Annotated in this window: 11 protein-coding genes; 3 read left to right on the forward strand and 8 right to left on the reverse strand. The window is 56.4% G+C overall.

Features of this window, described 5'->3' with window-relative positions:
• Positions 1 to 18: 18 nt before the first annotated feature.
• The 7 genes from rpsA to gyrA form a co-directional block, all read right to left on the reverse strand.
• A complete protein-coding gene (gene rpsA / locus ADIMK_RS01975; RefSeq protein ID WP_036182889.1) occupies positions 19 to 1,698 on the reverse strand; it encodes a 30S ribosomal protein S1 in 1,680 nt (559 codons plus the stop codon).
• Between the two features lie 28 nt (positions 1,699 to 1,726).
• Positions 1,727 to 2,422: a (d)CMP kinase gene (gene cmk / locus ADIMK_RS01980; RefSeq protein WP_036182891.1), complete on the reverse strand. Its 696-nt coding sequence runs from the start codon at positions 2,420 to 2,422 to the stop codon at positions 1,727 to 1,729.
• Positions 2,422 to 4,635, reverse strand: a complete 2,214-nt coding sequence (locus ADIMK_RS01985; protein ID WP_368085814.1) for a bifunctional prephenate dehydrogenase/3-phosphoshikimate 1-carboxyvinyltransferase — start codon at positions 4,633 to 4,635, stop codon at positions 2,422 to 2,424. The genes cmk and ADIMK_RS01985 overlap by 1 nt, the downstream gene beginning before the upstream one ends.
• Complete coding sequence (gene hisC, locus ADIMK_RS01990) at positions 4,629 to 5,735, reverse strand: histidinol-phosphate transaminase (RefSeq protein ID WP_036182892.1); 1,107 nt, start codon at positions 5,733 to 5,735, stop codon at positions 4,629 to 4,631. The genes ADIMK_RS01985 and hisC overlap by 7 nt, the downstream gene beginning before the upstream one ends.
• Positions 5,736 to 5,759: 24 nt before the next feature.
• Positions 5,760 to 6,869 (reverse strand): prephenate dehydratase, encoded by a 1,110-nt coding sequence (gene pheA / locus ADIMK_RS01995; protein ID WP_036182894.1) that lies wholly within the window; start codon positions 6,867 to 6,869, stop codon positions 5,760 to 5,762.
• Positions 6,870 to 6,882: 13 nt separating this feature from the next.
• Positions 6,883 to 7,965, reverse strand: coding sequence for a 3-phosphoserine/phosphohydroxythreonine transaminase (gene serC, locus ADIMK_RS02000; protein ID WP_036182896.1), 1,083 nt, complete (start codon positions 7,963 to 7,965; stop codon positions 6,883 to 6,885).
• An 89-nt stretch (positions 7,966 to 8,054) separates the two neighbouring features.
• On the reverse strand, positions 8,055 to 10,703 hold the full coding sequence (gene gyrA, locus ADIMK_RS02005; RefSeq protein ID WP_036182898.1) for a DNA gyrase subunit A: 2,649 nt from the start codon (positions 10,701 to 10,703) through the stop codon (positions 8,055 to 8,057).
• 274 nt (positions 10,704 to 10,977) lie between these two features.
• On the opposite strand from gyrA, the gene ubiG reads away from it, so the two are divergent.
• The 3 genes from ubiG to ADIMK_RS02020 are packed head-to-tail and all read left to right on the forward strand — an operon-like array spanning position 10,978 to position 13,158.
• Positions 10,978 to 11,691 (forward strand): bifunctional 2-polyprenyl-6-hydroxyphenol methylase/3-demethylubiquinol 3-O-methyltransferase UbiG, encoded by a 714-nt coding sequence (gene ubiG, locus ADIMK_RS02010; protein WP_036182900.1) that lies wholly within the window; start codon positions 10,978 to 10,980, stop codon positions 11,689 to 11,691.
• Positions 11,691 to 12,368, forward strand: a complete 678-nt coding sequence (locus tag ADIMK_RS02015; protein ID WP_036182902.1) for an HAD family hydrolase — start codon at positions 11,691 to 11,693, stop codon at positions 12,366 to 12,368. The genes ubiG and ADIMK_RS02015 overlap by 1 nt, the downstream gene beginning before the upstream one ends.
• Before the next feature lie 34 nt (positions 12,369 to 12,402).
• A complete protein-coding gene (locus ADIMK_RS02020; RefSeq protein ID WP_036182904.1) occupies positions 12,403 to 13,158 on the forward strand; it encodes a YciK family oxidoreductase in 756 nt (251 codons plus the stop codon).
• Between the two features lie 69 nt (positions 13,159 to 13,227).
• Here ADIMK_RS02020 and rluB read toward each other — a convergent pair whose 3' ends face one another.
• Positions 13,228 to 14,136, reverse strand: a complete 909-nt coding sequence (rluB, locus tag ADIMK_RS02025) for a 23S rRNA pseudouridine(2605) synthase RluB (RefSeq protein ID WP_036182906.1) — start codon at positions 14,134 to 14,136, stop codon at positions 13,228 to 13,230.
• Positions 14,137 to 14,237: the final 101 nt, after the last annotated feature.

Genomic DNA, 14,237 nt, shown 5'->3' on the forward strand with positions numbered 1-14,237 from the left:
GCTGACCTCAGAGCCTGATCAGGAATCTCGCTTATCCATCTGAGCCTTGATCAAATCGCCTATCGTCGTAGGTCCGGTCTCGTCGACCTGCTCCTGAACAGACTTCAGGGCCGCCTTCTGCTCCCGCATTTCGACCTGCTTCGCGGACAGATTGATCACGCGATTACGTCTGTCGACACTTAGGATTGCCGCTTCAAGCTCACTGCCCACGCTAAGTTCGGCAGTCAGATCTTCAATTCGGTCACGCGACAGTTCCGATACCTTCAAAGTGCCTTCGACACCCTCGACCAGGCTGACCTTAGCCTCACGCGGCGTCACTTCGACAACCTGTCCAGTGACAATGCTTCCTTTGGGATGGGCATCGGCAAACTCTATGAACGGATCAGAGTTAAGTTGTTTGATACCCAGAGCAATGCGCTCGCGCTCCGGATCGACCGACAGGACCTGAGTTTCGACCTCCTGTCCCTTGGTGTAATGCTTTACAGCCTCTTCACCGGGCTCGTCCCATGAGAGATCCGACAGGTGAACGAGACCGTCAATTCCACCGTCAAGGCCAACAAAAACGCCAAAGTCGGTGATAGAACGGATAGCACCACTGATCGTGTCGCCCTTCTTGAAGCGAGATGCAAACGATTGCCAGGGGTTTTGCTGACACTGCTTCATACCCAGAGAGATGCGGCGGCGCTGCTGATCGATATCGAGGATCATCACCTCAACCTCTTCTCCGATCTGCACCACCTTGGAGGGATGGATATTCTTGTTGGTCCAGTCCATCTCGGAAACGTGAACCAGCCCTTCGATACCTTCGGCGATCTCGGCAAAACACCCGTAATCGGTCAGATTGGTCACACGTGCCGTCACCCGGTCACCGACCTTGTACTCTTTAGTGAGCTGGGTCCAAGGATCATCCTGCAGCTGCTTGAGACCGAGTGATACTCGACTGCGCTCCCGATCGAACTTAAGCACCTTAACGTCGATTTCATCCCCGATCTTGAGCACTTCGCTTGGGTGTTTCACGCGTTTCCAGGCGATGTCAGTAATGTGCAGAAGACCGTCGATGCCACCTAGATCGATAAACGCACCGTAGTCAGTGAGATTCTTGACGATGCCCTTGAGCACAACGCCCTCTTCCATTTTCTCAAGCAGCTTTTCACGCTCTTCGCTGTACGCTGCTTCCAACACCGCCCGACGTGAAACGACGATGTTATTGCTGCGTGCATCCAGCTTCACCAACTTGAATTCGAGCTCTTGCCCTTCGAGATGAGAGGTGTCACGCAACGGGCGTATATCGACCAGAGAACCGGGAAGAAAGGCGTTGATACCATTGACGTCGACGGTAAGACCGCCCCTCACCTTTCCGGTAATGTGGCCGGTAACCGTCTCTTCGGCCTCATAGGCTTTTTCAAGGACAGACCATGCCTCAGCACGTTTGGCCTTTTCGCGAGAGAGCTGGGTCGAGCCAAAACCATCCTCGAGCGTTTCAAGGGCAACTTTAACCTCGTCTCCGACCTTGAGCGTGACTTCGCCACTCTCATTGCGGAACTGATCCAGCGGAATGACGCCCTCGGATTTCAGACCGGCGTTTACGATAACGAAATCGTTGTCGATAGCGACCACCGTTCCGGTCACGATCGAGCCCGGCGCCATATCCAGATCCTTCAGACTCTCCTCAAACAGCTCAGCAAAACTCTCGCTCATTACCCTCGGTCCTCAAAATGGAGCCGCGTCAGCGCAGCCCTCTATGTCTTGCTTCGTCCAGCACCGCCAGCAGAACCTCATCTATCGTCATCTTGGTGGTATCAAGAATTATTGCTTCAGGCGCCGGTTTCAGAGGCGCAACCGCACGATTCATATCGCGTTCGTCACGTGCCCTGATATCGTCCAATATCAATTCAAGGCTAGCACCCAGTCCCTTGCTAATCAACTGGTTATAGCGACGCCTCGCACGCTCCTGTGCGCTGGCATCGAGATATATTTTCAACGAAGCATCCGGGAACACGACGGTGCCCATATCACGACCGTCAGCTACCAGCCCCGGCGCCTGAGCGAAATCACGCTGCCGGCTAAGCAATGCCTCTCGAACGGGGCCCTGCGCGGCCACGACAGACGCATCATTTCCAACCTCTTCGGTACGAATCGCCAGGGTCACCTCCTCCCCTTCAAGCACAATCTGCAGCTCCTGGTCTGCCTCGCCGGCAACGAACTTCACGTCAAGGTGAGCGGCCAGCACCTCCAGCGCTTCGGTATCATCAAGGCTCACGCCGTGGTGGCGAGCGGCCAGTGCTGTCAGACGATAAAGCGCTCCGCTGTCCAGCAAATGCCATCCAAGATTTTGCGCCAGCAAGCGGCAGATTGTTCCCTTCCCCGATCCACTTGGACCGTCAACGGTCAGAACGGGAACCTGTTGTTCACGGCGGGACATCAGCCCTCCTCCTTATACAGTGCAATTCCTATACGTCTGGCCTGATCCACAAATTCAGGACAGAACAGTGCCACCGAAGCACACTGATCAATGTCCAGAGGTGCGCTCGCACAATGACCAGCCACGGACAGTGCCATCGCAACGCGCGGATCACCGCCACTGCTGACACGCCCACCATGTAACCTGGCGCCGCGAATCGTAACGCTGTCGCCTTCGACACGGACCGGCACACCAAGCTGGGTCAGGGCCTCGGACATCAGAGCCAGTCGGTTATTGGCGGCCAACAGATCGGCAGCGCCATGCAATTTAGTCTCACCCTCGGCTAGCGCAGCGGCAACCAACAGCGCCGGACACTCATCAAGTGCTAGCGACTGCCAATGCTCGGGGATCTCTATCCCCCTCAGTTGAGCATGTCGCACGCGGATATCAGCCACCGGTTCCGCACATTCGTCATGCGCATTGATCAACTCAATATCTGCGCCCATCTGCCGAAGGAGCTCAAGCAATCCGATACGCGTCGGGTTAATACCAACATGTTCCAGCGTCAATTCCGCGCCGGGAGTCAGCGTCGCCGCCACGATGAAGAATGCTGCGGCTGACAGATCGCCTGGCACTCGCAGTCGCGTCGCTGTCAGCTTCCGCCCCGGCGACATCATCAGCAGGCCACCCTTTTCCTTCAGTTCACAGCCGAATCGGCCTAACATCCGCTCAGTGTGGTCGCGCGATGGCTTTACCTGCTCGATACAGGTCTGCTTTTGAGTATACAGCCCGGCCAGAAGCAGCGCCGATTTGACCTGTGCGCTACTGACACGCAACGGCTGCTCCGATCCTTCCAGCGCCTCCACAGGCGTTATCCTGATCGGCGGGCAACCATTTTCCGCTGTCTCGATCGTAGCACCCATCTGACGAAGCGGCTCCACCACAGAGGACATCGAAACAGTGCTCAACGTCTGATCGCCATACAGTTCGGTGGCAAACGGCTGAGCAGACAACACGCCACACAATAATCGCATGGAGGTACCGGAGGAGCCCAAATAGATAGGCCCGACCGGCGGTTGCAAGCCGTGAAGCCCGACGCCATATACCCTCACCAGCCCCTGATGGGGGCCTTCGATAACCACTCCAAGATCCCGAAACGCCTGCAGCGTCGCAAGACTGTCTTCGCCTTCCAGAAAACCTTCTATGTCAGTCACGCCGTCGGCCAAGGCCGCCAGCATGACTGCACGGTGGGATATGGAACGATCACCAGGCAGATCAGCTCGCCCATTGATGCTGTTACCCGGACGGACGCGAAAGGTTACCGGGTGATTGTGTAAGTCCGGTGAATAGGCGGCACGTGCAAGAATGCGGGAGAAATGCTCTCGGGCAGACTTGGCGCGCGTGAAGATGCCCAACAGCGCCTGACTGTCGCCACGCTCGATAGCATCACGCAGCCGTTCCACGCCGGATGAAAAACGATCGATCTGAGCGAGTAACTGATCACGATTGGCGAAACAGATATCATGCCACATGGTGGGATCACTGGCGGCGATACGCGTAAAGTCGCGAAAACCACCCGCGGCATAGCGGAAAATGTCGGTATTCTCGGCTTCATGAGCCAGGGTATCGACCAGAGAGAACGCCAGAAGATGGGGTAGATGACTTGTAGCAGCAAGAACCTCGTCGTGACGGCTCACTTCCATCTGCAACACTTCCGACCCCACTCCCTGCCATAGACGAGCGATCGCCAAGGTCGCCTCAGGATCGGTTTCGGGCAGCGGCGTGAGAATCAGTTTACGCCGTACAAATAACGACTCATCAGACGCGCCGACACCACTTTTTTCAGTACCCGCTATGGGATGCCCCGGTACGAAGCCCGATGGCAATGTGCCAAACAGACGCCTGGCAGCTTCCACCAGATTGCCTTTGGTGCTGCCGACATCGGTCAGGAGGGTCTGGGGGTTCAGCCAAGGCTTTATCTCACAGAGCACCTGTTCCATCACTTTTACGGGCACAGCGAGCACAATCAGATCGGCCTTGCGAACCGCCGCTTCGAGATCATCGACGACACAATCGATCACCCCCAGTGACAATCCAAGCTCACACTCGCCACGATTGCGGTCATATCCCGCAACCTCATCAACCAGCCCCCGTGTCCGCAGGGCTCGGGCAAAGGATCCTCCGATCAGTCCCAGCCCGATAACCAACACCTTACGGGTTGAAAACCTCAGCACATCAAAGCCCTCTCGAGCGCAGCAAGGAAACGCGCATTTTCCTGTTCAAGCCCTATGGTCACGCGCAGATGATGCGGCATGTTGTAGGGCTGCAACGGACGCACAATGACGCCTTGCCTGAGCAGCGAGTCAAATATAGGCTGTGCATCCCGCTTGAGATCAAGGGTAACGAAATTACCCTGCGAGGTCAGAAACTCCACGGCCAGACGTCGCAGCCCTTCCGATACCTGTACCATGCCCCGGCGATTGGTATCGAGAACCTGTTGCAGATAGTCGCTGTCGGTCAGCACTGCCGCAGCCGCAGCCTGTGCCGCTACATTGATATTGAACGGCTCGCGAATACGATTCATCAAGTCCGAGATTTGGGGATTCGACACGGCAAAGCCCACTCTCAGGCCGGCCAGGCCAAAGGCTTTGGAGAAGGTACGTGTCACCACGAGGTTGTCGTACTCATCAATCAGCGCCAGACCATTTGGCAACCCGGCATCCACATCGACATATTCGGTATATGCCTCATCCAGCACGACCACGACATGGGCGGGTACTGCATCGAGAAAAGCACGCAGCGCTGAGTCGCTAAACGCCGTACCGGTGGGATTGTTAGGGTTGGCCAGATAGATCAGCCGCGTGCGTTCAGTGACCGCACCAGCCATCGCTGTTAGATCATGCCCATACATCTTGGCAGGCACTTCCACAGGGTGCGCCTGACATGCACGCGTTGCAATTGGGTAGGCGATGAACGCGTACTGGGAATAGATCACCTCATCGCCGGGGCGAACAAACACCCGTGCGACAAGATTAAGCAACTCGTTGGAACCGTTGCCAAGCGTGATGCGCTCGGGCCCAACATTGTATGCGCTGCTCAGTGCAGCCTTGAGTTCGAACCCTGCACCGTCCGGGTAGCGCTCGACCCTCATAAGCGCAGCACTAGCCGCTGCAAGGGCTCGCGGGCTGGGACCCAACGGATTCTCGTTACTGGCAAGACTGATGATATCACTCAGCCCCATCTCCCGCTGCAACTCCCCGGCGGGCTTTCCAGGTCGATAGGGACTCAGCGCGGTAATACTTGGAACTGCCTGTGAATAAAAATCGATCGACACTTTGTCGCTCCGTATAGCAGGCTCTCAAAGCACCGCTTTCGGGTAAGACCCTAGCAGCTTGAGCTCCACAGAACCTGACTCCAGCTCTGCCAGCACTTGTTGAACAGCCGCCTCTTCGCTGTGCCCTTCAAAATCCAGATAGAACAACATATCCCAATCGGATTGTGGCGCGGCGCGACTTTCGACACGCGTCAGGCTGATATTGCGCTTCCTGAACGGATCCAGCAGCTCATACAGCACCCCTGGCCGGTCATGCACCATCAGCAAAATGGAGGTTTTATCCTGTCCGCTGGGGCCCACAACCTGCCGCCCGATAACCAGATAACGGGTCGTATTGTCCGGTTGATCCTCAATGTTGGCCTGCACCACTTCCAGCTCGAAGAGGTCAGCGGCGATATCACCGCCAATTGCAGCGGCCACTCCTGAGGAGTCTTTTACCCTTCGCGCAGCTTCCGCGTTCGAGCTTACCGCCACACGTTCAATATCGGGGCAATGGGCATCGAGCCAGGTTCGACACTGATTGAGGGCAAAGGGGTGGGCATAGATCACTTCAAGCTGTTCCAGAGACACAGCACTGCTCATCAGCAGGTGCTGATGCGTGCGCAACTCCACCTCACCACAGATGCTGACGTTGAAGCGACTGAATAGATCCAATGTATGGCTGATCATACCATCGGCGGCATTTTCGATCGGCACGACTCCGTAGTTCGCATGTCCGGACTCCACATCACGAAATACAGCTTCGAGACTGTCCACGGACGAGCAACGCACCGAATGCCCAAAATGTTTCAAGGCCGCTTGCTGGGTGAAGGTCGCCTCAGGCCCCAGAAAAACCACATCGAGCGGCTGCTCAAGCGCAAGGCAGACCGACATGATTTCGCGGAAAAGGCGTGCCACTTCCTGATCAGGAAGTGGCCCTTCATTACGCGCCATAACCCGGCGCAACACCTGGGCCTCGCGCTCTGGCCGGTAGAAAATCGCATCCTGGCTGTCAAAGCGGGATTTGATCTCGGCGACTTCCTGAGCACAGCGTGCACGCTCGTTAAGCAGTCGTTGAATGTCACGGTCGACCTGATCGATACGGTCGCGTACGACTTTCAGCGCCCGCTCCTGATTTTGCTGTTGATCGCTCATCGCTATCTCCGCGTTAACCGGCTGTGCGCTCGAACTCCTGCATAAAGGCGATCAGTGCGTCGACCGAGTCCTGCGAAACGGCGTTGTAGATACTCGCTCGCATACCGCCGACAGAACGGTGTCCTTTGAGGTTTAAAAGGCCTGCCTGCTCGGCGCGTTCAAGGAACAGCTTATCCAGCGCGCTGTCGGCCAGCGTAAACGGTACGTTCATGATCGAGCGGTTGGCCGGCGCGATCGGGTTGGCGTAGAAATCGGATGCATCGATCGCGGCATAGAGGCTGGACGCTTTGCGCTCGTTAAGCCTGGCGATCCCTTCAACGCCACCCTGCTCCTTGAGCCACTTGAATACAAGACCTGTCATGTACCAGGCGAAGGTCGGCGGCGTGTTATTCATCGAATCCGCATCGGCATGCACTTTGTAGTCAAACATGGTCGGTGTGCCTGGAAGCGTGTTACCGAGCAGCTCCTCTCGCACAATAACGACAGTAAGACCCGCGGGACCGATATTTTTCTGGGCACCGGCATAGATCAATCCATAGCGGCTGACATCGATGGGACGCGCCAGAATATCCGACGACATATCGACAACCAGTGGCACTTCGCCGGTTTCCGGCACGTAGTCGAACTCCAGACCGCCTATGGTTTCGTTGCTGGTATAGTGTACGTACGCGGCTTCAGGGTTGAGCGTGAGTTCGGCCTGAGCCGGCACACGGGTATAGTTCTCGCCCTGGGTGCTGGCAACCAGACCCACCCGGGTATAACGCGAGGCTTCCTGCATCGCCTTGGCAGACCAGATGCCGGTATCGATATAGTCAGCCGTGCCAGCGCCACGCAGCAGGTTCATCGGCACCATGCCAAACTGGCTGGTGGCGCCCCCCTGCAGGAACAACACTTTGTAATTGGCCGGGATATCCATCAAGTCACGCAGATCCTGTTCAGCGGCCTCAGCCACTGAAACAAATTCTGGGCTGCGGTGACTCATTTCCATAATGGAGAGCCCCTTGCCGTGCCAATCGAGCATCTCCTCTGCCGCACGAGCCAGTACCGCTTCCGGCAGCGCGGCCGGACCCGCACTGAAGTTATGTTTGCGCGTCATCGTGTGTATCAACTCCAGAAAAAGAAACAGCTCCGGAGCTGCTGCTCCGGAGTCTTACACTAATTTTTTTCGAGGTTTGCGGTACTGCTTCAGCTTTCGGACTCATCACCCGCGGCTGGCTCATCATGTTGAGCCTCGGCGGACGCTTCGACCTCAGTCTCGGACACACCCTCACCGGAGGACACCTCACCCTCTTCACTCTCGTCTTCGTCCGGCTCCTCTATTCGAGCAAGACCAGACAGCTTTTCACCCTCGGCCAGACGGATGAGCATAACGCCCTGCGTGTTGCGGCCCAGCGTCGAAATCTCCTCCGAGCGGGTACGCACCAGTGTGCCTCGATCGCTGATCAGCATGACGTCATCGCCATCGAGTACCTGGACAGCACCGGCCAAGTCGCCGTTACGGTCGGTGCACTGCATCGCGATAACACCCTGGCCGCCGCGACCCCGCAGCGGGAAGTCCTCAACAGCCGTCTGCTTGCCATAGCCATTGGCGGATGCCGTCAGTACACGAGCCCCTTCGCGCGGGATGATCAACGAGATAACCGAAGCCGATTCTTCCATGCGTACGCCGCGCACACCTCTGGCGGTACGGCCCATGGCACGCACGTCGTTTTCGTTGAAACGGATCGCCTTGCCGGCACTGGTCACCAACATCACATCGTCGTTGCCATTAGTGATCGAGGCTCCAATCAAGCGATCGCCCTCAACGATCTCCAGGGCGATCAAACCGGTACTGCGCGGGCGGGAAAACGCTTCAAGCGGCGTTTTCTTGACCGTGCCGTTAGCCGTGGCCAGGAAGATGAAGCGCTCGGAATCAAACTCCTTCACCGGCAGAATAGCGCTGATACGCTCATCTTCCGCCAACGGCAGGATATTCACCACCGGGCGACCGCGGGAGGTGCGGCTCGCCGGCGGAATCTCATACACCTTGCGCCAGTAAACCTTACCGTGGTTGGTAAAGCAGAGGATGGTGTCGTGGGTATTGGCAATCAGCAGATGTTCGATGAAGTCTTCATCTTTCATCGCCGTCGCCGACTTGCCCTTACCGCCGCGACGCTGAGCCTGATAGGCACTGATCGGCTGAGTCTTGGCGTAACCGCCGTGGGAGATGGTCACGACCATATCCTCTTCAGTGATCAGATCGGCAACCGTCAGGTCCTGCATGGACGCCTGAATTTCGGTGCGACGATCATCGGCATACTCAGCGATGATCGCCTCGAGCTCCTCGCGAATCACTTCCATCAGCCGCTCGTAAGAGCCCAGAATTTCCAGCAGTTCGGCGATCTTTTCGATCAGTTCACGATACTCGCCCAGCAGTTTTTCGTGTTCGAGACCGGTCAGACGGTGCAAACGCAGATCCAGAATGGCCTGGGCCTGAACCGGGGACAGGTGATAATGACCGTCACGCAGGCCATACTGAGGCTCAAGATCATCAGGGCGACAGGCGTCTTCACCCGCGCGCTCAAGCATATCCAGAACAGATCCCGGTGCCCAAGGCGTCTCGATCAAACGCTCTTTCGCTTCGGCCGGTGTCGGTGATTGCTTGATCAGCTCGATAACCGGATCAATGTTGGCCAGCGCAACGGCCAAACCTTCCAGCACGTGGCCGCGCTCCCGGGCCTTGCGGAGCTCATAGACCGTGCGACGGGTTACCACTTCGCGACGATGGCGAATGAAGCACTCCAGCGCCGACTTGAGATCCAGAATCTTGGGCTGACCATCGACGAGCGCCACCATATTGATGCCGAAGACGCTCTGCAGCGCGGTCTGAGCGAAGAGGTTATTGATGATAACCTCTGGGACTTCGCCACGGCGCAGCTCGATCACGATGCGCATACCATCCTTGTCGGATTCGTCACGCAGCTCGCTGATACCCTCGATCTTCTTCTCTTTGACCAGTTCGGCGATCTTTTCGATCAGACGCGCCTTGTTCAGCTGGTAAGGAATTTCGGTGATCACCAACATCGGACGTCCGTTTTTCGGATGTTCTTCGATGTGATGCTTGGCGCGTACGTAGATGCGACCACGCCCCGTGCGGTATGCCTGAAGGATACCCGCACGACCGTTGATGATACCGCCTGTCGGGAAGTCAGGGCCGGGGATGAACTCCATCAGATCATCGATGCTCAGATCCGGGTTCTGAATCAGTGCGATACAACCTCGGACGACTTCACCAAGGTTGTGCGGCGGAATGTTGGTCGCCATGCCCACCGCGATACCAGCCGAGCCGTTAACCAGCAGGTTGGGCACGCGCGTCGGCAAGACCGCCGGGATCCGTTCGGTGCCGTCATAGTTGTCGACGTAGTCGACGGTTTCTTTGTCGAGATCGGCCAGCAGCTCGTGCGAGATTTTCGCCATGCGAATCTCGGTATAACGCATCGCCGCCGCGGAGTCCCCGTCCACCGAGCCAAAGTTACCCTGGCCATCGACCAACATGTAGCGCATGGAGAAATCCTGCGCCATACGTACGATAGTGTCGTACACAGCGCTATCGCCATGCGGGTGGTATTTACCGATAACGTCACCGACCACACGGGCCGATTTCTTATATGGCTTGTTCCAGTCGTTGTTCAGCTCGTTCATGGCGAAGAGCACGCGACGGTGCACGGGTTTCAGACCGTCACGCGCGTCGGGCAGAGCTCGACCGACGATTACACTCATGGCGTAATCGAGATAGGACTGTTTCAGCTCATCTTCGATATTGACTGGCAGAACTTCTTTGGCTAGATCACCCATTCGCTCAGCTTTCCTTGGTTCCTAAGGCTTGCAGCGCCTGACGCGCATTTTTAAACCGCGAGATTATATCACAGAGAAGGGAGCCAGTACGCCCAACTCGCTTTGATTAAATGGCGTCGGCCAAACTTATCCCGAACACCCGACTAAAACCGACCGACACCGAGCTGAAAACCCTACGTGTCAACCTGCAACCTTCACCGCGCCACCACACTCTTAATGCTATGAGCACAGAATGGTAGACTGTGTGGATACTTTATCAGGGTGCGGAACATAGATGAGCCAGACACAGAACATAGACCCGGCTGAAATTGCTAAATTCGAGGAATTGGCAAGCCGCTGGTGGGATAGGGAAAGTGAGTTCAAACCCTTGCACGACATCAACCCGCTACGCGTCGGTTTCATCGACCGCATTGCGTCACTGGCCGGAAAGCGGGTGTTGGATGTCGGCTGCGGCGGCGGCATCCTGTCAGAGTCGATGGCTAAACGCGGCGCCGAGGTTACCGGCATCGACATGGGCGAAGCCCCTCTTAAGGTTGCCAAACTCCACGGACTCGAGAGCGGCGTCAGCGTCCGGTATCGACAGGTCACTGTCGAACAACTGGCCCAGGAAGAGCCCGAGTCCTTCGATGTCGTCACCTGCATGGAGATGCTTGAGCATGTACCCGACCCAGCCTCCATTATTGCAGCCTGTGCGCGACTGGTCCGCCCCGGCGGCCAGCTGTTTTTCTCCACTCTAAACCGCAATCCCAAAAGCTATCTGTTCGCGATTCTTGGTGCTGAACGGGTCTTGAAGCTTGTGCCTAACGGCACTCACGACTTCAATAAGTTCATCCGTCCAGCCGAACTTGCCAGTTGGATTCGCACTAACGGACTGAACATCCGGGAGATGAGTGGCCTTGTATACAACCCGCTGACCAAAGTCTACCGGCTCGACTCCGAGGATGTCAGCGTCAACTACATGATCGCCGCCACACGAGACGACAGCTGATGCCCTCATATTCCGGCGTGCTGTTCGATCTTGATGGCACGCTGCTCGACACTGCGCTCGACTTTTATTGGGTCGCCGACAGAATGAAGAGCACTCGCGGCCTGGCCCCGATTGATCGCACACGTTTTCGTCAGCACGTGTCGGAAGGCGCTCGCGCCATGGTCGCCAGCGCATTCGACATACCCATCGACGCGCCGGATATAACACCACTGCTTGAGGAGTTTCTTGAACTCTATGCTCAGCACTCGATGATCGAGAGCCGACTTTTCGACGGCATCCCTGAACTTCTCGACTGGCTCGAAGAGATGCAGGTCAAATGGGGCATCGTCACCAACAAACCGGAACGATTCACCCGGACCATTGTCGACAAACTCGGCCTGAGCACCCGCTGCTCCAGTCTGATCTGCCCCGAACAGGTGACCAATCGAAAACCCGATCCTGAGTCCCTGCTACTGGCCAGCCACGAGATAGGCCGCCCGCCGCATAAAACACTGTATATTGGCGATCACCGGCGGGATATAGAAGCAGGCCGTCGCGCCGGCATGACGACCATCGGATGCCTCTATGGCTACATCCACAATGACGACAATCCGAATCTCTGGAACAGCGACCACCTGGTCAGCAATACGCGCGAGCTCAGCACACTGCTAAAATGCCTTTACAGCGACAGACGATAACGTCGCTGCCCCTGAAGAAGGAATTCAGACCATCATGTTCACCTATGACGCCCCGGAAGCTCTACTCAAAGACCGCATCATTTTGATAACCGGCGCCGGAGACGGCATCGGCCGCGCAGCGGCCCACGCCTATGCAGCACATGGCGCAACGGTTGTACTTCTTGGCCGAACACTGGAAAAACTGGAGAAGGTTTACGACGAGCTGGAAGCAGCAGGTTATCCACAACCCGCGATCGTTCCACTCAATCTCGATACGGCCGCTGAGCACGACTACATAGAGCTGGCCAATCAACTGGAAGAAACGTTCGGCAGACTCGACGGTATTCTGCACAATGCAGGCATGCTCGGCGTACTGACATCGATCGAAAACTACGATCCGATTATCTGGCAACAAGTTATGCAGGTTAACGTCAACGCCCCCTTCCTGCTGACCCAAACGCTATTACCATTACTCAACCGCTCGAAGGATGCATCGGTTATCTTTACCTCGTCCGGAGTTGGGCGAAAAGGCCGCGCTCACTGGGGCGCCTACGCTGTTTCAAAATTCGCGACAGAAGGCATGGCTCAGGTACTGGCGGATGAGCTGGAGAACATCTCACCTGTGCGCGTCAACTGCATTAATCCTGGCGCCACACGTACAGCCATGCGCGCCTACGCCTATCCGGCAGAGATGCCGGAGAACAACCCGACTCCCGAACAGATTATGCCGCTCTACCTTTACCTGATGGGGCCTGATAGCCTGAACGTCAACGGCCAATCCATAGATGCCCAAGGCAACGGCAGCGCCTGAACGAACCGGTTTCACATACGAAAAACGCTGCCGATACGGCAGCGTTTTTTCTTCTACAAACACGTTTAATCAGGTTCTGCGCGTATTACGCTTCCCGACAGAACGCCCACGCGGCTTACTCGCACGCTTCTCAGGCGCATTATGCCCCTGAGCCTGAGCACTCTGTCGTGCGCGTTGACGCCCATAGCGACGCTTCTCTTCGACAACCTCTTCACGCGTCCTGGCTCTGGCCTTTACACGCTCGAGGCTCAGCTCATCACTGAGCACATCTACCTCTTTACTGCCGAGCTCCCGCCAGGTACCCACCTTGACATCACTCGGCAAAAACACAGGTCCAAAACGCACTCGCTTAAGCCGGTTAACCTGTAGACCTTGCGATTCCCACAAGCGCCTTACCTCTCGGTTGCGCCCTTCCATCACGACACAGTGGTACCACTTGTTGGCGCCCTCTCCATCGAAATACCGGACATCGCTAAACTGCGCCATTCCATCCTCGAGTAAAACACCCTGCTTGAGTCGCTCGAGCATCTCATCATTCACATCACCCAAGACACGAACGGCGTATTCGCGGTCAATGTTCGCCGAAGGATGCATCATGCGGTTGGCAAGTTCACCATCGGTGGTAAATAACAACAAACCGGTCGTATTGATATCGAGCCTACCGATTATAATCCAGCGCCCCTGCTTTAACGGAGGCAGATTATCAAAAACGGTCGGCCGCCCTTCAGGATCATGGCGAGTACATACCTCGCCAAGCGGCTTGTTATATATCAGTACCCGACGGGCACCCTCTGCAGCAAAAACAAGCTGGACAGGCCGTCCATCAAGAGTGACCTTATCCCCCTCCTTGACCCTGTCGCCGAGTTTGGCAGGTTCGCCATTTAAGCTGACCCGCCCTTCATCAATAACACGCTCCATCTCACGACGTGAGCCAAAACCGGAGCGCGCCAAAACCTTTTGCAGTTTTTCATCTAGCATTTGACGTCGCCTCAAACAGATCCGCAGCGATAGTACAACGCAGCGAATTAACAAATATCCAAAATACAAAAAGGCTCTTCAGCAGCATAGCCGAAGAGCCT

It is taken from the genome of Marinobacterium lacunae (assembly GCF_000705555.1).
GTDB lineage: Bacteria > Pseudomonadota > Gammaproteobacteria > Pseudomonadales > Balneatricaceae > Marinobacterium_D > Marinobacterium_D lacunae.

Bases quoted from the DNA above. Each gene is read 5' to 3' on its own strand.
- ADIMK_RS02015 (WP_036182902.1), top strand. From the start codon at position 11,691: ATGCCCTCATATTCCGGCGTGCTGTTCGATCTTGATGGCACGCTGCTC.
- gyrA (WP_036182898.1), bottom strand. From the start codon at position 10,703: ATGGGTGATCTAGCCAAAGAAGTTCTGCCAGTCAATATCGAAGATGAG.
- rluB (WP_036182906.1), bottom strand. From the start codon at position 14,136: ATGCTAGATGAAAAACTGCAAAAGGTTTTGGCGCGCTCCGGTTTTGGC.
- ADIMK_RS02020 (WP_036182904.1), top strand. From the start codon at position 12,403: ATGTTCACCTATGACGCCCCGGAAGCTCTACTCAAAGACCGCATCATT.
- ubiG (WP_036182900.1), top strand. From the start codon at position 10,978: ATGAGCCAGACACAGAACATAGACCCGGCTGAAATTGCTAAATTCGAG.
- pheA (WP_036182894.1), bottom strand. From the start codon at position 6,869: ATGAGCGATCAACAGCAAAATCAGGAGCGGGCGCTGAAAGTCGTACGC.
- rpsA (WP_036182889.1), bottom strand. From the start codon at position 1,698: ATGAGCGAGAGTTTTGCTGAGCTGTTTGAGGAGAGTCTGAAGGATCTG.
- cmk (WP_036182891.1), bottom strand. From the start codon at position 2,422: ATGTCCCGCCGTGAACAACAGGTTCCCGTTCTGACCGTTGACGGTCCA.
- serC (WP_036182896.1), bottom strand. From the start codon at position 7,965: ATGACGCGCAAACATAACTTCAGTGCGGGTCCGGCCGCGCTGCCGGAA.